Genomic DNA, 18890 nt, shown 5'->3' on the forward strand with positions numbered 1-18890 from the left:
GCGGGCGCGGGGTTCAGGAGGCGGCGGCGAGGACGGCGTCGGTGTCGAGGCCGAGCCGGGCGAGGACCTCGTGGTGGTCGCCGCCCTCGTAGGGCCAGTCGTGGCCGGCGTTGACGCCGACGACCTCGCTGCCGGGCAGCAGCAGGGCCAGCGCCTCGGCGGCGCCGCCCTCGGCGCGGTGCTCCTCGACGACCACGAACCGGCGGTGGAGACCGGCCAGTTCGGCGGCGGAGCGGGCGAGCCTGGCATGGTCGAGGTGGACCAGGTGGGCGTGGGCGAGCTCGGGGCGGCGCTCCCGCGCGGCCAGGGCCAGGCGGGTGCCCTCCTCGCCGACGGAGACCAGGCAGGGCGTGTCGGCGTCGCCCCGGGCGTCCCACACGACGGGCGGGACGCCGCCGTCCGCGGTGCCGCCCGGGAGGGAGGTGTAGGCGGCGTTGCGGCCGGTCCGGATGTAGGTGGGGGTGCCGGTGAGGGCCGCCTCGCGGACGACCGCGCGGGTCTCGGCCTCGCCGTACGGGGCGGCGACGGCGACGCCGGGGATGCTGCGCAGGACCGCGAGGTCCTCCAGGCAGTGGTGGGTGGTGCCGAACCAGGCGCCGGACACCCCGGCGTACGGGGCGACGACGGTGACGCCGGCCTTCAGGTAGCCCAGCGTGAGCTTGAGGCTCTCGGCGGCGCGCAGCGCGGCGAAGGGCGCGAAGGTGGAGACGAAGGGGCGGTAGCCGGCGGCGGCGAGTCCGGTCGCCATGTCGATCATGGCGCCCTCGGCGATGCCGAGGTTGAAGAAGCGGTCCGGGTGGGCCAGCTGGAAGGGGTGCTTCTTGCCGCCGAGGTCGGCTTCGAGGCAGACGATACGGGGGTCGAGGGCGGCGAGCTCGGTGAGTTCGGCGCGGTAGGCGTCCCGTCCGCTGAGCACGGGTGCCGGGGGCGTGAGGGTGGTCGGGGTCATCGGATGGCTCGCTTCCACTGCGCGGCGCGGGCCGCGTCGATCGTCACGTAGTGCGAGGCGGCCTTGCCCTCGACGGCGCGGACGCCCTTGCCCTTGACGGTGTCGGCGAGGACGGCGAGCGGCCGGTCGGCGCCGGTGCGGTCGCCGGCGAACACCTCGGTCAGGGCGGCGAGGTCGTGCCCGTCGACGGTGACCGTGTCGAAGCCGAAGGCGGCGAACCGCTCGGCCAGCCGGGGCAGCGGGGAGATGTCCGCGACGAGCCCGTCGTTCTGGCCGCCGTTGCGGTCCACGACGAGGACGAAGTTGCCGAGCCGCTGGGCGGCGGCCACCTGGACGGTCTCCCAGACCAGGCCCTCCTGGAGTTCGCCGTCGCCGGCGACGGCGATCCCGAGGCCGCCCAGGCCGCCGAGCCTGCGGGCCATGGCCCAGCCGGCCGCGTACGGGACGCCGTGGCCGAGGCTGCCGGTGGGGAAGCGGACGCCGGGGACCTTCGGCCCGGGGTGCCCGGTGTAGGGGTGCCCGGCGAGGCCGTACAGCGGGGCCGGGTTCTCCGGGAGGACGCCGCTGACGTGCAGGGCGGCGTACAGTCCGGCGGCGGCGTGGCCCTTGCTGAGCACCACCTCGGTGCCGTCGCCGCGCGCGGCGCGGTGCAGGGCGGCGATCAGGACGTCCAGGACGGAGAGGCTGCCGCCGAGGTGGCAGCCGCGCGGGCCGGCGGCCATGTCGACGACGAGCCGCCGGGCCTCCCTGGCCCGCTCGGCGAGCAGGGCGACGGTCTCGTCCGCGGAGTCGGTGCGCACGGGGGCGTCGTGCACGGCGGTCATCGGGCGCTCCCCTCGCCGAGGGCGAACCAGCGGTTCACGGCGTCCGCGAGGACCGAGCGGGCGGTCCGGTACTCCATGCTGCCGATCCGCTCCTCGTCGGTGTGGTCGAGCGCCGAGTCCCCGGGGCCGTACGCCACCATGGGGACGCCCCGCCAGGTGGTGGCCAGGGTGTTCATGTCGGAGGTGCCCTTCTTCACGACGAACCGCGGCCGGATGCCGGCCTGGGCGAAGGCGCGGGTGAACACCTTGACGAGGGCGGTCGCCCGGCCGCCCGTGTGGCCGGGGGTGGCCCGCAGGATCTCGGCCTCGACGCCCTCGCGGCCGGCGGCGGCGCCGAGGGCGGCGGTGCGCAGCGCCTCCAGGTCGGCCGAGGGCGGGACCCGGAAGTTGAGGATCCCGACGGCCCGGTGGCGGGCGCGGCCGGTCTCGCAGCGGATGTCGATGACGGCGCTGAGCGCGTCGGACGCCTCCTTGAGCACCGCCGTCCGGATGTCGTCGAGGACGTCCGTGAGCAGGTCGGGCGCGGAGACGGCGTCCAGGCCGGCCGAGTGGCCGCTGGGCACCGACGCGGTGACGCGGAGCTTGAAGAGGCCGAAGTAGCCGAGCGTCAGGGTCTCGGAGCCGCTGGGCTCGCCGATGACGACGGCGTCGGCGGGGTAGTGGTCACGGGCGTGGAAGGCGCCCTTGGAGGAGGACACCTCCTCCTCGACGGCGCCGACGACGCGCAGCTGCCCGTCCTCGGGGATGTCCGCGTGGGCGAGGACCTCCAGGAAGTTGGCGAGGCTGCCCTTGGCGTCCACGCTGCCCCGGCCCCACAGCTCCTCGCCGCGCCATTCGGCGGGCCAGCGGTGCGGCACCGTGTCGAGGTGGCCGAGGAGCAGCATCCGGCGGGGTCCGTCGCCGCGGGTCGCCACCAGGTTGCCGGCGGCGTCGACCTCGGCGTCGATGCCCCGCTCCCGGCACCAGTCGGCCAGGTAGGAGGCGAGTTCGGCCTCGTCGCCGGAGACCGAGGGCACCGAGACGACCTTGGTGAGCAGCCCGAGGTCGGCGCCGGGCTCGCGGGTGCGCCAGAAGCGGGTCCACTTCTCCGGTTCGGCCATGGTGTGCGGGCCGGTGATGGCGACGTCGGCGCTGCCGGCGAGGGCCATCTCGGCGGCCCGGACCTTCTGCCGCATCCTGCCGCCGGCGTACCGCGCGCCGTCGCCGGGGTAGGCGTTGGGCAGGGTGGAGGCGGGGTCCTCGGGGTCGGTGAGGAGTCCGGCGCTGCCGGTGACCAGGCGGAGGTGGTCGGCGTCGAGGGCGTTGCTGAGCGCGGCGGCGAGCACGTCGGCGTCCACGTTCAGCGGGGCGCCGCCGGCCTCGTCGTGCACCGGCGGGGAGACGCAGACCACGTCGTAGGCGTCGAGCAGCGCGGCCAGCCGGACGGTGTCGACGTCCGAGGGGACGCCGGCCCGGTGGTCGCGGACGATCACCGGCCGGCCCTCGTCGTTGACCGCCTTCAGCGGCCGGTTGGCGCGGCCGCTGACGAGCCGGTTGCGGGCCGCGACCGAGGTGAAGACGCGCAGGCCGTGCGCGGCCAGGCCCTGCTCGACGGCGGGCAGGGTGACCTGCTCGTACGCGTCGACCAGGTGCCGCATCTCGGCCGGCGGGCAGTAGCGGACGGCGTCGCCGTTGGCGAGGCGGAGCTGGGGCATCGGGCGGCCGGCGGACCGGTAGTGCCGCTCGATGCCGGTGGCGCCGCCGGCCACCAGGAGCACCCGGGCGCCGCGGTCCACCAGGAGCGCGAGCTCCTGGTAGACGGTGCCGAGGTCGAGGGTGGCGCTGCCCGCCTTGATCACGTACAGGGGCCTGGTCACGGCGACACCGCCGTGGTGGGCAGGCCCGCGGTCTCGTCGAAGCCGCAGATCAGGTTCATGGCCTGGATGGCCTGGCCGGCGGCGCCCTTGACGAGGTTGTCGAGCGCGGCGACCGCGACGCACTGCCCGTCGCGGACGGCGATGGCGACCTCGGCCACGTTGGAGCCGACGACGGCCTTCAGCATCGGGAAGTCCTGCGGCGCCTTCGGCGCGGTCCTGACCCGCACGAACGGCTTGCCGACGTACGCCTTGGCGTAGGCCCGCTTGACGTCGAGCGGCGACACCCCGGGCAGCAGGTCGGTGTAGGCGGTGACCATGATGCCGCGCGCCACGTCGAGGCTGTGGGTGGAGAACCGCAGGTCCATGGTGGCGCCGGTGAACTCGGCGATGGCCTGGCTGATCTCCGGCGCGTGCCGGTGGCCGTACAGCTTGTGCACCCGGAAGTTGCCGCTGCGCTCGGCCGGCGGCTCGCCGCTGCCCCGCCCGCCGCCGGTGGAGCCGGTCTTGGCGTCGACGACGACCCGGTGGTCGATCAGGGAGGCGGCGAAGAGCGGGTAGAGCGCGTAGATGGTGGTGACGGCCATGCAGCCGGGCAGGCTGATGAACCGGCTCTCCGGGACGGCGGTGCTCAACTCCGGTACGTAGTAGGCGAAGTCCTCGAACGGCGGGTTCTTCGCCGTCTTCGGGTAGTACGACTCGACCTCGGCCTGGTCGCGCAGCCGGAAGTCGCCGCCGAGGTTGAGGACCCGCTTGGCGCGCTCCGCGATGAGGGGCAGCCGCTCGGGCAGCGCTCCGGTGGGGAGGCAGCCGAACGCGATGTCCACCTCCTCCAGTTCGGCCAGCGGCCGGAACCTGAGGCCGGCCGCGGCCGGGTGGTTGCGCAGCCAGGGGTGGACGGAGCCGAGGGTGGCGCCCGCGTTCCGCTCGGCGGAGAGGAAGGCGAGTTCGACGCCGGGGTGCTCCAGGAGCAGCCGGATGACCTCGCCGCCGGTGTAGCCGCTGGCGCCGATGACGGCGACGCGTACCTTCTGGTCGTTGTCAGCCAAGGCGGGCCGCCTTCTCGTACGGGCGGCGGTAGTCGCCGGTCTCGACGAGCTTGCGGATGGCGTCGGGGCGCCGGGCCACCTTGCGGAAGGCGTCGGCGTACCGCAGGGCGCGCTCGTACTCGACGGGGGAGCGCAGCTCGCGGCAGAGCACCAGGGTGCTGTCGAGCATGCCGAGCGTCACCGGGAAGTCCTCCGGGCGGTGGTCGCGCACGGCGCCGGGGTTGAGGGTGAACGGGTAGCCGTTGCCGAAGCCGTCGCGGTGCCGGAACGGCAGGTGGCAGGGGATGGGGGTGTTCTGCCACTCGCGGGCGGGCACGCCCTCGGCGACGAGCAGCTCGTGCACGGCCTCCTTGACGGCGTGCACGGGCAGGTCGTCGAGGCCGACGGCCTCCGGGTGCAGCGTGACCCGGTACATGTTGTACGCGTGGGTGTGGCCGGCCGGGACGTGCGGCGGGGTGAACAGGCCGGTTCCGTCCAGGGCCTCGCCGAGGAGCGTGGCGTTGCGGGCGCGGATCTGGTCGTAGTACGGGAGCCGCTTGAGCTGGCTGCTGCCGAAGGCGGCGGCGACCCAGGACATGCCGTAGTCGATGCCGTGCCGCTCCAGGTAGGCGGCGGCGCGGTCGTACGCCTCCTCGGTGGCGAAGAAGGCGATGCCGCCCTCGCCGCCGAGCGGGAAGTTCTTGTCGGCCATGAGGCTCTGGCCGGCGGCGTCGCCGAAGGAGCCGGCGACCCGGTCGCCGATCTTCGCCGAGTGGGCGTGCGAGGCGTCCTCGACGAGGGCGATGCCGTGCCGGTCCGCGAGCGCCCGCAGGGCGGGCACGTCGGCCGGGAGGCCGTGGACGTGGACGGGCATGAGGGCGCGGGTGCGGTCGGTGATGGCCGCGGCGGCGGCCTCCGGGTCCATGCAGTACGTGACCGGGTCGATGTCCACGAAGACGGGGACGGCGTGCGCGGCGACGACCGCCTGGGCGGTGGCGATGAAGGTGAACGCCGGGACGATGACCTCGTCGCCGGGCCGCACGCCGGCGCCGACGAGCGCCATGTGCAGGCTGGAGGTGCCGCTCGCGGTCGGCAGGGCGTACCGGGCGCCGACGTAGTCGCGGTAGGCGTCGGCGAAGTCGGCGACGACCTTCGCCGGGTCCTGACGCTGGGCCAGCATCAGGTTGAACACGTCCTCCTTGGTGATGACCGGGAAGAGGGTGCGGCGCAGGGCCTTGGGGATGAGGGCGTCGCCGCCCAGCGCGGCGAGCTCGGTGTCGAGCTCGGCCTCGGACGGGAGGGGCAGCGGCGCTGCCGGGAAGTCAGTGATCACGAGTGTGCTCCGAGAGTGGCGGCCGGCCGGACCGCGTGGGTGAGGGCCATCCGGGCGCAGGCGGCCACCAGCGGGCTGAGCCGGTAGTTGAACTGGACGCCGGGCACCAGGTCCGCGTCGGCCTCCTCCTGGGTCCACATGGTCCGCAGGTCGTAGGCGCCGAAGATCTTCAGGCGCTCGGCGCGCGCCCAGACGTCGGCGGAGTCGGTGAGGACGGCGGCGGCGGGGCCGAAGCCGAGGCCGGTGAGGTCCACCACCAGGACGGGGGCGGTGGACGCGGCGGCGAGCTCGGGCAGCCGGTCGGCGTTCTCCTGGGTGAGTTCCACGTAGTCGTACGCGGTGGCCTCGCCGGTTTCGGTGGTCTCGGTCGTGAGGCCGAGCCAGGCGAGGAACGCGAGGGACTCGCGGTCGGTGTGGGGCACGGTCACGGTGTCGCCGTGGCCGAGGCCCCGGCCGGCGAGGGCGCCGTGCAGGGCGCCGGTCCGGCTGTTGAAGAGGGCTGCCCTGGCGCGGCCGGTGCGCTTGGTGAGCAGGCGCTCCAGGCCGGGCAGCTCCCGGTCGCTCTTCTCGATGCTCATGACGACGCCCGAGGTGAGGACGCGGGTGAGCACGGTCGCGGTGTCGAACAGTTCCATGGTCTTCTCCGGTGTCTCCGTCTCGCGTGACGGTGGGCCGCGGGCATGACGGGGCGTCACGTGGCGCGGTGGGGCGCCACGTGCGCGGCCGTGCGGCGGTTACGCGGCGGTCGGCGTGACGGCGGTGCGCCCGAGCAACTCCGTGACGTAGGCGGCGAGATGACCGGCCACGTTGACGCCGTGCTGGGCGGAGGAGCGGGCGAATTCGGGGTTGGCGTTGACTTCGAGCACCAGCAGTTCGCCGGTGGTCCGGTCCTCGACGAGGTCGACCCCGTAGAAGCCGTCGCCGAGGGCGTCGACGACCTGGGCGCAGAGCTTCTCGATCTCCGGCGTGATCTCGGTGCGGTGGACCTCCGCGCCGAGGTGCGTGTTGGTGCGGAAGTCGGGCGAGACCCGCTGGATCGCGACGACCGGGGTCCGGCCGACGACGACCACGCGCAGGTCGTGGCCGGGCTTGTCGATGTACTGCTGGACGACGACCGGGAAGAGCTTGCCGGCGGCGTCGGTGGACTCGCGGCCGCCGACCCAGGCGTCGACGCACTCGGGGTTGACCATCCGGGTGACGCCGCGGCCCCAGGAGCCGCTGACCGGCTTGACGACGGTCGGCAGGCCCATCCGGGCGACGGTCTCGCGGACCTGGTCGTAGCTGAAGGCGTGGAGGGTGTGCGGGTGCGGGATCCCGTGCCGGGCGAAGGCGAGGGCCTGGAGGCCCTTGTCGTTGCAGGTCTCGATGGTGGCGGCGCGGTTGAGGGTGGCGATGCCGCTGTGTTCGAGCCGGCGGGAGACGCTGACGGCGTCCTGGTGGGAGAGGTTCCTGATGAGGGCGAGGCCGGGCGGGCGCGTGTCGCCCGCCACCACCCCCGCGAGGTCTTCCCGGAGCAGCGGAGCCGCCTTCAGTCCCTCGGCCCGCAGGGCCTGGAGAAGGAGCTTCTCGTCCGGCCTCAGCATGGTCGCCGAGACGAGGACCTCTGCGTCCTGGCTCACTCGCCCCAGTCCTCCTCGACCTCCGGCGCGAGGTCCAGACGGACCAGGTCGCCGGTCTTCTCCAGGACCTCGTGCTCCTGCCCGCAGGCGGTGCATTCGGTGATCTCGCCCTTTTCCCAGTCGGCCTGCACCTCGAATTCTGTGTCACATACGAGGCACTTGGGCGCCGCAATGGCGGTGGTCATAATGGAGACTCCTTACGAAAATCGGCATGCCGGTGCTGCCGGCGTATTACCGATCGGTGGGATTTCCGCCGGGATTCCGGCGGAGGGTGATGTCGGCCCGGGCGGATGACGCGGCGGGCGGGGCGACCGCTCAGCCCCAGCCGTGGTCGTCCTGGTCGCCCGCCACGGTGGCCACGGTCTGCGTGGTCGGCGCGGCGGCGTGGGCTCCGGCCGCGTCCCCCTGGGCGGCGGAGAGGCCGGTCGTCGCGGCGACGGCGAAAGCGGCGACGACGAAAGCCTTGATGGCGTTCAGGAAAACATTGGTCTTCATTTCCGGTTCCCCCCGGTCTTCGGACGACCAGCGACTCGCTGGTTTCTTCATGAAGAGCATGCCCCGGGGTGGAGCTTGCGTGAAGCGATCACAGGCTTCAGGATCAGGCGTTGCAGAAACATGAGGGGGGAGAAGCAATGTGCTCCATGACTGACAATCCAGACATACCGCCAGGCGGGCGCGACGGGACCCCGACCATTCCGTCGCTCCACACCGGCGTCTGCCCCGAGGGCCTCGCCTACTACGAGGCCGCGCTCACGACCGGCTCCGCCCACGGGGAACCGCCCTCGTGCCTGGCGGCCCTGGGGCTGCTGGCGCCCGCCGCCGACGCACCGGACACCCTCGTCCCCGTGCCCCCGGACGTCGCCGCCGCGGCCCTGGCCCATCCCGTCGAACGGGCCATCATGGAGCAGCAGCAGGCCCTGAACGCCATGCGGACCGCGATGTCGCAGGTCGAGAGCGTCTACCGCAGCACCCGCCGGGAGACGTCCGTCAGCGTCCAGCGGCTGCACGGGCCCGCGGTCATCAGCGCCGCCCTGGAGGAGGCCGCGCAGTCCTGCACGACCGAGTCCCTGACCGCCCACCCCGGCGGCGGACGCCCCGCGGAGATCCTGGCCGAGGCGCTCCCCCGCGCCCTGGAGGCGCGCGACCGCGGCGTCGCCCAGCGCACCCTGTACCAGCACACCGTGCGGGCCCACGGCCCCACGCTCGACTACATCCGGCGCGTCACCGAGGTCGGCGTCGAGGTGCGCACCATCGACGAGGTCTTCGAGCGGCTGATCATCTACGACCGCTCGGTGGCCTTCATCCCCGACAACCAGGGCGCCCGCCACATGTCCGCCGTCATGATCCGGGACCCCGGGATCGTGCACTACCTGGCGTCGGTTTTAGAACACGCCTGGGAACGCGCGGAGCCGGTCACCTACCGGTCGGACCACCAGCGCCCGGAGCTCCTCACCGAGGCGACCCGGCTGAACGTGCTGCGGCTCATGGTCGACGGCTACACGGACGCGGCCATCGCCAGCCGGCTGGGCATGAGCCCCCGCACGGTCGCCGCGCACATGAAGAAGGCGTCGGACCTCCTCGGCAGCAACAGCCGCGCCCAGCTCGCCTACCTCATCGCCCAGGCGGGCATCCTGGACCCGGCGTCCGCCCGCGACCGGGCGGCGGACGGGGCGTGACGGGCGTCACCCTTCCGGCGGGCCCCCGGCTGTCACGTACGGGGGCCGCGGTCAACCTCTTCTGGTGACGACACCTGGAGGTTGACCATGAGGATCCTGCTCGCCGGCGCGACCGGCGCCATCGGCCGTCCGCTGACCCGGGCGCTGGTCGGGAACGGCCACGAGGTGCTGGCCCTGGCCCGTTCCGAGGGTTCGGCGGAGGCGGTACGGGCGCTGGGCGGGACGCCCGTCCGCGCGGACGCGCTCGACCGGGAGGGCCTGCTGCGGGCCCTGGACGGGCTGTCCGCCGACGCGGTCGTCCACCAGCTGACCGCGCTCAGCTCGCCGAAGCTGCGGCTCACCGCGGACGACCCGAGCAACGTGCTGCGGGAGCGCGGCACCGCGCACCTCCTGGAGGCGGCGGGCGTGCTCGGCGCGGGCCGGTTCGTCACCCAGTCGCTGGTCCTGGGGTACGGCTACCGCGACCACGGCACGCGGCCGGTCACCGAGGAGGACCCGTTCGGCGTCCGGAACGGCACGGTCGCCGACCACGTGATCACCGGCCTCGTCGAGGCGGAGAGCCGGCTCTTCGCCGCGGACCACGTGGCCGGTACGGCGCTGCGGTACGGCGTCTTCTACGGCCCGGGCACCTGGTTCGACCCGACGCCCGGCAGCCGCCCGTTCCCCGTGCCCGCGGGCGGCGGCGGCACCATGTCGTGGATCCACGTCGAGGACGCGGCCGGGGCGACGGTCGCCGCGCTGGAGCGGGGCGGCGCGGGCCAGGCGTACAACATCGTCGACGACCGCCCCTCCACCTGGGGCGAGCTGGCCGCCGCCCGCGGCTCCCGGCTGCGGGTCCCCGGCCGGCTGCTCCGCCTGGCCGTCCCCTACCTCGGCAGCCTGATGCTCGACACCCGGCTGCGCGTCTCGCACGCGAAGGCCACCCGCGAGCTGGGCTGGACGCCCCGGTACGCGGACCACCGGGAGGGCATGCGGGCCGGCCGGCCCGCGGTGTGAGCGGTCAGGCCGTCGCCTTCTTGATCAGCGCCTCGATGCGGGCCTCGACCTCGGGGGTGAGGGTGGTGAGGGCGAAGGCGGTGGGCCACATGTCGCCGTCGTCGAGGCTCGCGGCGTCGTTGAAGCCGAGGGTGGCGTAGCGGGCCTTGAACTTGGCGGCGCTCTGGAAGAAGAAGACGACCTTGCCGTCCCGGGCGTAGGCCGGCATGCCGTACCAGGTCTTGGCGGTCAGGTCGGGGGCGACCTTCTTGACCAGGGCGTGGATGCCCTCGGCGAGGACCCGGTCCTCGCCGGTCATCTCGGCGACCTTGGCGAGGAGGTCGGCCTCCCCGTCGGCGGCCTTGCCGCGGGCCTTGGCGCTCTTCAGCTCCTTCGCCCGCTCCTTCATCGCCTCCCGCTCGTCCTCGGTGAAGCCGTCGTAGGACTTGGCGGACTTGCTGGTCTGGGTGGTCTTGGCGGTCATGCCGGTTTCCCCTCGTTCGCTGTGTGGGCTGGTCTTTCCCGGTGCTGGTTCCAGGCTAGGTTCCGGGTTCTCCCGGTGCTTCTCCGAAACTGACCGGCCGGCTCAGGAGAGCCAGACGCCGTCGCGCATCAGGGTGCGCCCGTCGAGCTCGTCGGCCTCGCGCCAGGCGTGCACCCGGCGCGGCCGGATCAGGAAGTACTGGTAGGGCGCGGTCAGTTCGCGCGGGTCGAAGCCGGTCTTCGCGGCGAAGGCGTCGCCGGTGCCCGCGGGCAGGTCGGCGAGGTCGACGGGCTCGGCGGTGCCGTCGATCATCACGACGTCGCGGGTGGGGCCGAGGGCGAGCCGGACCCGCCCGTCGGCCAGCAGGTTGCGGCCGGTGCGGGAGGCGCGCGGGGTGGAGACGAGGACGGCGGCGCCGTCCCAGAGGAAGGAGAGCGGGATCAGATGGCCCTGGCTGGCCAGCCAGAGGTCCACGTCCGTCTCCAGCCGGGTCAGGGTGTCCGCGAGGCGTTCCCCGCGGGTTCTCGGCGCGGGCGTGGTGGTCATGCCGTTCTCCCCCGGGCGGTGCGGAGCGTGGTGACGAAGGCGTGCGGGGTCATGCCGTACGCCTGGGTGAAGGCGCGGTGCAGCGTCCCGGCGGGCAGGCCCGCCGTCCGGGCCAGGGCCGGGACGTCCAGCGGCCGGGTGTACTCGCGGTCGATGCGGTCGCGGACCCGGCGCAGCGTCCTCAGCGCCTGGAGCCGTACCGCCTCCGTGCGGGCCGCGGCCCATGCGGGCTGGCACATGTCGTTTCCCCCCCTGGGATTCAGCGCAGTTCCTGGATGCGGATCAGGTTGCCGGCCGGGTCGCGGAAGGCGCAGTCGCGGACCCCGTACGGCTGCTCGGTCGGCTCCTGCACGACCTCGGTTTCGCCGGCCGAGACCTTCTCGAAGACGGCGTCGAGGTCGGGGGTGGCGAGCAGGATCCAGCCGTACGTGCCCTTGGCCATCATCTCGGCGATGGTGCGGCGCTCGTCCTCCGTGATGCCCGGGTCGACGGCCGGCGGGGCGAGCAGGATCGAGGTGCCGGGCTGCCCCGCGGGGCCGACGGTGATCCAGCGCATCCTGCCCTGGCCGACGTCGCTGCGGACCTCGAAGCCGAGGACGTCGCGGAAGAAGGCGAGGGAGGCGTCCGGGTCGTCGTGCGGGAGGACGGTGGTGTGGATGGTGATGTCCATGACGATCACGGTAGTGGGGGCGCCGCGGGCCCGCTTCTCGAATCCTGACCGTGCGTCGGCCCGATGTCCCCGGGTTCCTCCGGAGCCTCGGGTTCCGCGGGGTCCGCGAGGAAGTCCGTCACCGCCAGGGCGAAGAGGAGCGCCAGGGCCAGGCCGACGACGACCCAGCCGGTCGGGTACGACCAGAGGACGAAGGCGAGCGCGGCGGCCACGACCAGGATCCACACGATCCAGGTGTGGAAGCGGCGTACGAACGGGCCGACCGGGCCCAGCCGCATCCCCGCCCGGTCCGCCGTCGAGCGGGAGGCGGCGATGCCCGAGTGCCACAGGCCGCGCACCAGGACGGCCGGGCGGCTCGGCCCGGACAGCCAGGCGACCAGCGCGACGAGGACGCCGATGACCGCGCAGACCCGGACCGAGGTGCGCAGGAAGCGGATCAGGGTGTCGTAGACCGACCCGGCGGCCGCCGGGGAGACCGAGGAGGGCAGGGCGTTGAGGTAGACCGTACGGAAGACGGTCAGGGCGATCCCGAGGACGACGGCCGCCACCGCGAAGCCCAGGGCCCCCGCGACCAGCGCCCGGCGCCGGTGCACCGCGAGCAGCACCCCGCCGGCCACGCACAGCACGGCGATCACCGGCAGCCACACGCCCAGGGTCTGCAGCAGCGCGAAGCCCGTCTTCGCCTTCCCGATGTCGTCGGACCGCAGGACCGTGAAGTCGGTGTGGACCTCGGGGATGTTCGAGGCGACCGTGAGGCCCGAGTCGACGAGACGTTCCTTCACCCGCTCGATGACCGGCGCCAGGTCGATCGTGACCGCGTCCGTCTCGATCTTCACCGCCCCGTCCTCGTCGCCGGTCAGGGCCCGGTCGAGGGAGGTGTGGATCGCCCGGTTCGCGTCGGTCCAGATCGTCTGGAAGGCCGGGGAGGCGACGACGTCCTGCGCCCGGTCGTGGACGAAGCTGGAGAGCGCGCTCTCCAGCGAGCCGCCGAGCTTCCCGAGCGCCTTCTCCACCAGCGGCCGCTGGTCGGGGGCCACACCTTCGAGGAGCGCGGGCAGGTCGATGTGCTCCATCACGGCGCCGGTCACCCGGTTCGCGACCGCCGCCTGCACGTCCGGGTCCGAGGCCAGCGGCTCCACCGTCTGCACATAGCGGTCGGTGTCGCCGAGGAGGTCCGAGGTCCAGGCCGCGACCAGGCCCAGCGGCACCAGGACGCAGCCGACGACGATCAGCAGCGCGGCGAAGAACGAGCGCAGCCGGTGGTGCTCCCGCCGCGGCGCGCCCCGCGCGGCCGTCGCCTCCAGCGCGGCCACCCGGGCCCGCAGCACGGTGAGTTCGTCGTCGGTCCCGCCGCCTGGTGCTCCCATGCGGCCACTGTGCGGGCGGTGCCGCGGCCCTGCGCCCCGGAGAAGACCGAACGGGTGACGCGGGAGGGGACCCGTCGGCGATCATGCCGGTATGACTTCGCTGCCGATCTGTGCCGTGCTCGACGACTACCAGGGCGCCGCCCTCGCCTCCGCCGACTGGAGCCCGCTCCACGGCCGGGTGGAGATGCGGGTGCTGCGCGACCACCTGACGGACCGCGACGCGCTGGCCGCCGCCGTCGGGGACTGCGAGATCCTCGTGGTGATGCGCGAGCGGACGCCGCTCGACGCCGCCCTGCTCGACCAGCTCCCGCGGCTGCGGCTGGTCGTCACCTCGGGGATGCGCAACGCCTCCATCGACCTGGCCGCCTGCCGGGAGCGCGGCATCACCGTCTGCGGCACGGCCAGCGGCTCCGAGCCGCCCGCCGAGCTGACCTGGGCGCTGATCCTGGGGCTCGTCCGGCACGTCACCACGGAGGCGCGGGCGCTGCGCGAGGGCGGGCCCTGGCAGTCGACCGTCGGCGGCGACCTGGCGGGCCGCACGCTGGGCCTGCTCGGCCTGGGGAAGATCGGCGGCCGGGTCGCCGCCGTCGGCCGCGCCTTCGGCATGGACGTCCTCGCCTGGAGCCCGAACCTGACGGAGGAGCGGGTCGCCGCGCACGGGGACGGCGTACGGCTCGCGAAGGACAAGGCCGAACTGTTCGCGGCGAGCGACGTGGTCTCGCTGCACCTGGTGCTCTCCGACCGCACCCGCGGCATCGTCGGCGAACCGGAGCTGCGGGCGATGCGGCCGGGGGCGTACCTGGTGAACACCTCGCGGGCCGGTCTGGTGGACGGGACGGCGCTGCTGCGGGCGCTGCGCGAGCGGTGGTTCGCGGGGGCCGGACTCGACGTGTACGAGACGGAGCCGCTGCCGGCCGGCGACCCGCTGCGCACCCTCCCGAACGTGCTCGCCCTCCCCCACCTCGGCTATGTCTCCGAGGCGAACTACGGCCGCTACTTCGGGCAGGCGGTGGAGGACGTGGAGGCGTACCTGGCGGGCGCGCCGGTCCGCGTCCTCTCCTGAGCGTGCGTCGTCTCCGGAGCGGCTAGTCGAGGACGGTGCGGGCCAGGGCGAGGAACTCCTCGTCCGTGAGGCCCTGTCCGCGTGCCTCGGCGGCGGCCTCGCGGAGCCGGGTGACCAGGCGCGCGCGGTCGGGGGCGGTGGCGCCGGGGACGACGGTGGCGCCGCGGCCGCGCCGGAGTTCGATGAGGCCCTCCTCGCGGAGCCGCTGGTAGCCGCGGAGGACGGTGTGGACGTTGACGCCGAGGGAGTCGGCGAGCTCCCGGGCGGCCGGGAGCCGTTCGCCGGGCGCGGCGGTGCCGTCGGCGAGGGCGCCGCGGACGCAGGCGGCGATCTGGTCGCCGAGCGGGACGGCGGAGGCGGGGTCGACACGGAAGAGCACGGTCAGAGCCTTCCACGGCGTTCGACGAGGGTGTTGAGGAGGGCGGCGGCGGTACGGGCGTCGGGCACGGTGACGGCGAACTCGCGTCCGTCGCCGCGCCGGACGACCAGCGCCTCGCCGGAGCGGAGGATCACGCCGGTGCGGCGGGCGCGGACCCGGTAGCCCCAGCCGCCGAACTCGCCGAGCGCGGCCACGTCGCGCGCGTCCGCGCCGGCGATGTCGGCGAGCGGCACGTGGAGGCGGGGGCGGGGGGCGAGCGTCGAGCGGACGGTGAGGCCGTGCCGGTCGACGTTGACGCGGACCCGGGCGAGGGCGAGGCCGGGGACGCCGATCAGGACGGCGAGCGGGAGCAGCGGCCAGGGCCCGAGGAGGGCGGCGACGGCGCCGGCGGCGAGGAGGAGCAGGCCGAGCGCGGTGAGCGGGGTGGAGGCGGTGGCGCGGGACCAGCCGGCGACCTCGCCGGGGCCGAGGTCGAGGCGGGGTGCGGCGGGGTCGACGTCGGGCCGGGTGCCGTCGCGCTCCTCCGCCGGGACCAGGCGGGAGAGGGCGTGTCCGGCGAGGGCGCAGACGGCGCCGACGCCGAGCGCGACGGCGAGGTTCGAGAGCGGGGAGCGGACGTCGGCGGCGTCGGCCGCGTCGAGGTTGTCCCGGACGAGCAGGCAGAGCAGCGTGCCGAGGAGACCCGCGGTCAGCCAGGCGCCCCACAGCGCGCCGCGCCGGACGAGGACGGTCCAGCCGGCGCCGAGGGTGAGCAGGAGCGCGGTGCCGACGGCGGCGAAGGCGGTCCGGCCGGTGAAGCCGTCGGCCTCGCCGCCGGTGGAGAAGTGGGTGGCGAGCGGGTCGGGCAGCCGGTCGGACCCGAGGGCGAGCAGCAGCAGGTACGCGGCGACGGCGAGCAGGAACGGGAGCGCGGCGAGGGCGCGGAGCCGGAGCGGGACGCGGAGCGTGGCGGAGTGCGGAGCAGTGGTCATGAGAACCTCCCTTGTTCGCACTCTACTAGAACAATGCGGTTTGGGGGTCGAGATGCGGCGCCGCCCTTCCCGGATGCGCGCCCGCACGGCCGGTTGTTCACTGGTCAAATGCTGACGAATGCCGCCGAATGGGGAGACTTCATGCGCCGTCGGTCCGCCGCCGCCCTCACCGCCCTCGCCGCCCTCACCGCCACCCTCGCCACGGGCTGCGGCAGCGACGACGAGCCCGACCCGCTGCGGAACCAGCAGTGGGCGCTGAACGCGCTGAAGCTCCCCGACGCCTGGTCCACCGCCGAGGGCGACGACACGGTGATCGCGGTCGTCGACACCGGCGTCGACCTCGACCACCCGGACCTCAAGGGGCGGCTCGTGGACGGCTACGACTTCGTGGACGGCGACGACGAGCCCAGGGACCTCAACGGGCACGGCACCCACGTCGCCGGCATCGCCGCCGCCCACACCGACAACGGCATCGGGATCGCCGGTGGCGCGGGCGGCGCGAAGATCATGCCGGTCCGGGTGCTGGGCGCCGACGGAAGCGGCAGCGACGCGAACATCACCAAGGGGATCGTCTGGGCCGCCCAGCACGGCGCCGACGTCATCAACCTCTCCCTCGGCGAGTCCGGCCTGATGGCCCGGCTGCTCAAGGGCGGCGTCCTCAACGACGCCATCTCGGCGGCCAACAGCAAGGGGGCGGTCGTGGTGGCCGCCGCCGGCAACGACTCGACCCTGCTCCAGCCGTACGAGCTGGAGACCCCGGTCCTCGTCGTCAACGCGGCCGACGCGAACGGGCAGCCGGCCTCCTTCACCAACTTCGGCGCGCGGAACGCGGTGGCGGCGCCGGGCGTGGACATCCTCTCCACCCTGCCGACCTACACGTCGAAGGAGACCCTGCGGAACACCTCCGGGTACGGCAAGCTCTCCGGCACCTCGATGGCCTCGCCGTACGTCTCCGCCGTGGCCGCCCTCCTCCACCAGGAGGGCCTCTCCCCGGCCGAGATCATGGCGGCGATCCGGGACACGGCGCGGAACCCGACGCAGAACCCCAAGCTGGGCCTCGGCAACGTCGACGCGGCCGCCGCGGTGAAGGCCGCGGCCGCCCAGAACTGAGCCCTCCAGGGAGGGCGCCGGTCTTCACCCGCAACCCGGCGGTGGCGGGGACCATGACGAAGCCCGGGGTGCCGGAGACCTGGCCGCCCCGGCCGGGGACGGCGAAGGTGGCGGGCGCGCCCGGCATGCTCCCCGGCCTGGCGGTCCCCGCGCCCGGCGCGGCCGCCGCGATCGGGCTCGTCCTCTCCTTCGCCGGCGCCGTCATCACCCACCTGCGGGCGAAGGACTACGAGCCGGCGCCGGCCGCCGTCCTGACCGTCCTCCCGGCGGCCGCCCTGGTGCTGCGCACAGCCAGCGCCCGATCCCCGCCGAGGCGACCCGAAAAAACGAGACGAGACGAATCGTCTTGCGAAAGACCTCCGCACGCCGTACGGTCGACGCATCGAGACGAACCGTCTCGTCACGCGTTCCACGTCCACGTCCCCGACGGCAGGAGACCGCCCTTGTTCCGTGCGTCACTCACCGAGGTCACCAAGCGCTACGACGACCGGTACGTCCACCACCGGACCGTCCTCGACCGGGCCTCCCTCACCGTCCGACCCGGCGAACGCCTCGGCGTCGTCGGGGACAACGGCTCCGGGAAGTCCACCCTGCTCCGGCTCCTCGCCGGCCTGGAAGCCGCCGACGACGGCACCGTGGCCGTCGAGGCCCCCGGCGGCCTCGGCCATCTCGCCCAGACCCTCGACCTCCCCGCGACCGCGACCGTCGGCGACGCCGTCGACCACGCGCTCGCGGAGATCCGGGAGCTGGAGCGGGAGATCCGGGCGGCGGAGGGCGCCCTCACCCCCGCCGGACTCGACCGGTACGCCGGACTGCTCGCCGCCTACGAGGCGCGCGGCGGAGCCGGGGCCGACCGGCGGGTGGCGACCGTGCTGCGCCGGCTCGGCGAGACCGCCCCGCCCGGCCGGGACCGGCCGCTGGCCACGCTCTCCGGCGGGCAGCGGGCCCGGCTCGCGCTGGCCGGCGTCCTCGCCGCCGACCCGGAGCTGCTGCTGCTCGACGAACCGACCAACGACCTCGACGACGAGGCCGTGGCCTGGCTGGAGGAACGGCTCCGCACCCACCGGGGCACGGTCGTGGCCGTCTCCCACGACCGCGCCTTCCTCGACCGGGTCGCCACCGCGATCGTCGAGGTCGACGAGGACCGGCACACCCTGCGCCGCTACGGCGACGGCTACGCCGGCTACCTCGCCGGACGCGCGGCCGAACGGGCCCGCAGGGCCCGGGAGTACGAGGAGTGGAAGGCCGAACTGGCCCGCCACCGCGCCCTCGCGGACAGCACCATCGACCGCTTCACCGCCATCCCGCGCAAGGCCCCCGCCGCCTTCAGCGGCGCCGGCGCCTTCCGGGCCCGGTCACGGGCGCACGGGGCGATGAGCAGGATCCGCGCCGCCCGCGAGCGGCTGGCCCGGCTCACCGACCACCCGGTCCCGCCGCCGCCCGAACCGCTGCGCTTCCGGGCGGAGATGGACGGCGAAGGAGCCGCCGTCGGCCTGACCGGCGTCCGCGTCCACGGCCGCCTCCGGCTCGACGCCCTGCACCTCGAACCGGGCGAGCGGCTGCTCGTCACCGGGCCGAACGGCGCGGGAAAGACCACCCTCCTCCGGGTCCTGGCGGGCGAGGTCGCCCCGGACGCGGGCACGGTGACCGTGCCCGCCCGGGTCGGACTGCTCCGCCAGGACACGGCCTCGCCCCACGACCCCCGTACGGTGGGCGAGACCTTCGGAGAGGGCCGCGAGGACGAACTGCTCGCCCTCGGGCTCTTCACGGCCCGGGATCTGACGACCCCGGTCCGACTGCTGTCGACGGGCCAGCGCCGCAAGCTGGAGCTGGCCCGCCTGGTGACCGAGCCGGCCGACCTGCTCCTCCTCGACGAGCCGACCAACCACCTGTCGCCCGCCCTCGTGGAGGAGGTCGAGGCCGCGCTCGCCGCCTACCGGGGCACGCTGGTGATCGTCAGCCACGACCGCCGGCTGCGGACCGGCTTCCGGGGCCGGCGCCTCGAACTGGCCCCGGCCCACGCCCTCGTCACGGGCTAGGCGC

At 74.3% G+C, this 18890-nt stretch carries 21 protein-coding genes; 5 read left to right on the forward strand and 16 right to left on the reverse strand.

Annotation, left to right across the window (positions count from 1 at the left end):
* Nucleotides 1-13: 13 nt before the first annotated feature.
* The 9 genes from IF73_RS0127285 to IF73_RS0127325 form a co-directional block, all read right to left on the reverse strand.
* Nucleotides 14-949: a hypothetical protein gene (locus IF73_RS0127285; protein WP_051717364.1), complete on the reverse strand. Its 936-nt coding sequence runs from the start codon at nt 947-949 to the stop codon at nt 14-16.
* Nucleotides 946-1773, reverse strand: coding sequence for a thiamine pyrophosphate-dependent enzyme (locus IF73_RS0127290; RefSeq protein ID WP_107049342.1), 828 nt, complete (start codon nt 1771-1773; stop codon nt 946-948). Before IF73_RS0127290 ends, IF73_RS0127285 begins: the two co-directional genes overlap by 4 nt.
* Nucleotides 1770-3629 carry a M20/M25/M40 family metallo-hydrolase gene (locus IF73_RS0127295; RefSeq protein ID WP_031012697.1) on the reverse strand — a complete coding sequence of 620 codons (1860 nt, stop codon included), beginning with the start codon at nt 3627-3629 and terminating at the stop codon, nt 1770-1772. The genes IF73_RS0127290 and IF73_RS0127295 overlap by 4 nt, the downstream gene beginning before the upstream one ends.
* Nucleotides 3626-4675 (reverse strand): N-acetyl-gamma-glutamyl-phosphate reductase, encoded by a 1050-nt coding sequence (gene argC, locus IF73_RS0127300; RefSeq protein ID WP_031012699.1) that lies wholly within the window; start codon nt 4673-4675, stop codon nt 3626-3628. The genes IF73_RS0127295 and argC overlap by 4 nt, the downstream gene beginning before the upstream one ends.
* Nucleotides 4668-5987 carry a DegT/DnrJ/EryC1/StrS family aminotransferase gene (locus IF73_RS0127305; protein ID WP_031012702.1) on the reverse strand — a complete coding sequence of 440 codons (1320 nt, stop codon included), beginning with the start codon at nt 5985-5987 and terminating at the stop codon, nt 4668-4670. Before IF73_RS0127305 ends, argC begins: the two co-directional genes overlap by 8 nt.
* Nucleotides 5984-6622 carry a hypothetical protein gene (locus tag IF73_RS0127310; protein WP_031012704.1) on the reverse strand — a complete coding sequence of 213 codons (639 nt, stop codon included), beginning with the start codon at nt 6620-6622 and terminating at the stop codon, nt 5984-5986. The genes IF73_RS0127305 and IF73_RS0127310 overlap by 4 nt, the downstream gene beginning before the upstream one ends.
* Nucleotides 6623-6721: 99 nt before the next feature.
* Nucleotides 6722-7606, reverse strand: coding sequence for a RimK family alpha-L-glutamate ligase (locus IF73_RS0127315; RefSeq protein WP_031012705.1), 885 nt, complete (start codon nt 7604-7606; stop codon nt 6722-6724).
* Nucleotides 7603-7791, reverse strand: a complete 189-nt coding sequence (locus IF73_RS0127320; RefSeq protein ID WP_031012706.1) for a lysine biosynthesis protein LysW — start codon at nt 7789-7791, stop codon at nt 7603-7605. The genes IF73_RS0127315 and IF73_RS0127320 overlap by 4 nt, the downstream gene beginning before the upstream one ends.
* A 130-nt stretch (nt 7792-7921) precedes the next feature.
* Nucleotides 7922-8101 carry a hypothetical protein gene (locus IF73_RS0127325; protein WP_031012707.1) on the reverse strand — a complete coding sequence of 60 codons (180 nt, stop codon included), beginning with the start codon at nt 8099-8101 and terminating at the stop codon, nt 7922-7924.
* 146 nt (nt 8102-8247) lie between these two features.
* Between IF73_RS0127325 and IF73_RS42630 the strand changes: the two genes are divergently transcribed.
* Nucleotides 8248-9282, forward strand: a complete 1035-nt coding sequence (locus IF73_RS42630; protein ID WP_078868287.1) for a helix-turn-helix transcriptional regulator — start codon at nt 8248-8250, stop codon at nt 9280-9282.
* An 87-nt stretch (nt 9283-9369) separates the two neighbouring features.
* A complete protein-coding gene (locus IF73_RS0127335; protein WP_031012711.1) occupies nt 9370-10278 on the forward strand; it encodes an NAD-dependent epimerase/dehydratase family protein in 909 nt (302 codons plus the stop codon).
* Between the two features lie 4 nt (nt 10279-10282).
* On the opposite strand, the gene IF73_RS0127340 is transcribed toward IF73_RS0127335, so the two are convergent.
* The 5 genes from IF73_RS0127340 to IF73_RS0127360 all read right to left on the reverse strand — a co-directional run bounded on the left by IF73_RS0127340 (nt 10283) and on the right by IF73_RS0127360 (nt 13324).
* Nucleotides 10283-10741, reverse strand: a complete 459-nt coding sequence (locus IF73_RS0127340; protein ID WP_031012713.1) for an iron chaperone — start codon at nt 10739-10741, stop codon at nt 10283-10285.
* A 102-nt stretch (nt 10742-10843) separates the two neighbouring features.
* Nucleotides 10844-11287, reverse strand: a complete 444-nt coding sequence (locus IF73_RS0127345; protein ID WP_031012715.1) for a pyridoxamine 5'-phosphate oxidase family protein — start codon at nt 11285-11287, stop codon at nt 10844-10846.
* Nucleotides 11284-11526: an AraC family transcriptional regulator gene (locus IF73_RS41610; protein WP_051717366.1), complete on the reverse strand. Its 243-nt coding sequence runs from the start codon at nt 11524-11526 to the stop codon at nt 11284-11286. Before IF73_RS41610 ends, IF73_RS0127345 begins: the two co-directional genes overlap by 4 nt.
* 20 nt (nt 11527-11546) lie before the next feature.
* Nucleotides 11547-11957: a VOC family protein gene (locus IF73_RS0127355; protein WP_031012719.1), complete on the reverse strand. Its 411-nt coding sequence runs from the start codon at nt 11955-11957 to the stop codon at nt 11547-11549.
* A gap of 5 nt (nt 11958-11962) precedes the next feature.
* Nucleotides 11963-13324, reverse strand: a complete 1362-nt coding sequence (locus IF73_RS0127360) for a hypothetical protein (protein ID WP_051717368.1) — start codon at nt 13322-13324, stop codon at nt 11963-11965.
* 91 nt (nt 13325-13415) lie between these two features.
* Here IF73_RS0127360 and IF73_RS0127365 point away from each other — a divergent pair, with 91 nt between their 5' ends.
* Nucleotides 13416-14387 carry a D-2-hydroxyacid dehydrogenase family protein gene (locus tag IF73_RS0127365; protein WP_031012722.1) on the forward strand — a complete coding sequence of 324 codons (972 nt, stop codon included), beginning with the start codon at nt 13416-13418 and terminating at the stop codon, nt 14385-14387.
* A gap of 22 nt (nt 14388-14409) precedes the next feature.
* Here IF73_RS0127365 and IF73_RS0127370 read toward each other — a convergent pair whose 3' ends face one another.
* Together IF73_RS0127370 and IF73_RS0127375 are read right to left on the reverse strand one after the other, a co-directional pair.
* The gene (locus tag IF73_RS0127370; protein WP_031012724.1) at nt 14410-14766 is read right to left on the reverse strand and encodes a GntR family transcriptional regulator; all 357 of its coding nucleotides are present in this window, start codon (nt 14764-14766) and stop codon (nt 14410-14412) included.
* 2 nt (nt 14767-14768) lie between these two features.
* The gene (locus IF73_RS0127375) at nt 14769-15737 is read right to left on the reverse strand and encodes a DUF1648 domain-containing protein (RefSeq protein ID WP_031012726.1); all 969 of its coding nucleotides are present in this window, start codon (nt 15735-15737) and stop codon (nt 14769-14771) included.
* Nucleotides 15738-15845: 108 nt separating this feature from the next.
* Here IF73_RS0127375 and IF73_RS0127380 point away from each other — a divergent pair, with 108 nt between their 5' ends.
* Both IF73_RS0127380 and IF73_RS0127385 read left to right on the forward strand, forming a co-directional pair.
* A complete protein-coding gene (locus tag IF73_RS0127380) occupies nt 15846-16847 on the forward strand; it encodes a S8 family serine peptidase (protein ID WP_234338360.1) in 1002 nt (333 codons plus the stop codon).
* Nucleotides 16844-18886, forward strand: coding sequence for an ATP-binding cassette domain-containing protein (locus IF73_RS0127385; protein ID WP_267883596.1), 2043 nt, complete (start codon nt 16844-16846; stop codon nt 18884-18886). Before IF73_RS0127380 ends, IF73_RS0127385 begins: the two co-directional genes overlap by 4 nt.
* Nucleotides 18887-18890: the final 4 nt, after the last annotated feature.

This window comes from Streptomyces sp. NRRL F-5727 (assembly GCF_000719555.1).
In the GTDB taxonomy this organism is placed as follows: domain Bacteria; phylum Actinomycetota; class Actinomycetes; order Streptomycetales; family Streptomycetaceae; genus Streptomyces.

Bases quoted from the DNA above. Each gene is read 5' to 3' on its own strand.
- IF73_RS0127360 (WP_051717368.1), bottom strand. From the start codon at position 13,324: ATGGGAGCACCAGGCGGCGGGACCGACGACGAACTCACCGTGCTGCGG.
- IF73_RS0127285 (WP_051717364.1), bottom strand. From the start codon at position 949: ATGACCCCGACCACCCTCACGCCCCCGGCACCCGTGCTCAGCGGACGG.
- IF73_RS0127345 (WP_031012715.1), bottom strand. From the start codon at position 11,287: ATGACCACCACGCCCGCGCCGAGAACCCGCGGGGAACGCCTCGCGGAC.
- IF73_RS0127365 (WP_031012722.1), top strand. From the start codon at position 13,416: ATGACTTCGCTGCCGATCTGTGCCGTGCTCGACGACTACCAGGGCGCC.
- IF73_RS0127375 (WP_031012726.1), bottom strand. From the start codon at position 15,737: ATGACCACTGCTCCGCACTCCGCCACGCTCCGCGTCCCGCTCCGGCTC.
- IF73_RS0127325 (WP_031012707.1), bottom strand. From the start codon at position 8,101: ATGAAGACCAATGTTTTCCTGAACGCCATCAAGGCTTTCGTCGTCGCC.
- IF73_RS0127310 (WP_031012704.1), bottom strand. From the start codon at position 6,622: ATGGAACTGTTCGACACCGCGACCGTGCTCACCCGCGTCCTCACCTCG.
- IF73_RS0127320 (WP_031012706.1), bottom strand. From the start codon at position 7,791: ATGACCACCGCCATTGCGGCGCCCAAGTGCCTCGTATGTGACACAGAA.
- IF73_RS42630 (WP_078868287.1), top strand. From the start codon at position 8,248: ATGACTGACAATCCAGACATACCGCCAGGCGGGCGCGACGGGACCCCG.
- IF73_RS41610 (WP_051717366.1), bottom strand. From the start codon at position 11,526: ATGTGCCAGCCCGCATGGGCCGCGGCCCGCACGGAGGCGGTACGGCTC.
- IF73_RS0127290 (WP_107049342.1), bottom strand. From the start codon at position 1,773: ATGACCGCCGTGCACGACGCCCCCGTGCGCACCGACTCCGCGGACGAG.
- IF73_RS0127355 (WP_031012719.1), bottom strand. From the start codon at position 11,957: ATGGACATCACCATCCACACCACCGTCCTCCCGCACGACGACCCGGAC.
- IF73_RS0127380 (WP_234338360.1), top strand. From the start codon at position 15,846: ATGCTGACGAATGCCGCCGAATGGGGAGACTTCATGCGCCGTCGGTCC.
- IF73_RS0127340 (WP_031012713.1), bottom strand. From the start codon at position 10,741: ATGACCGCCAAGACCACCCAGACCAGCAAGTCCGCCAAGTCCTACGAC.
- IF73_RS0127335 (WP_031012711.1), top strand. From the start codon at position 9,370: ATGAGGATCCTGCTCGCCGGCGCGACCGGCGCCATCGGCCGTCCGCTG.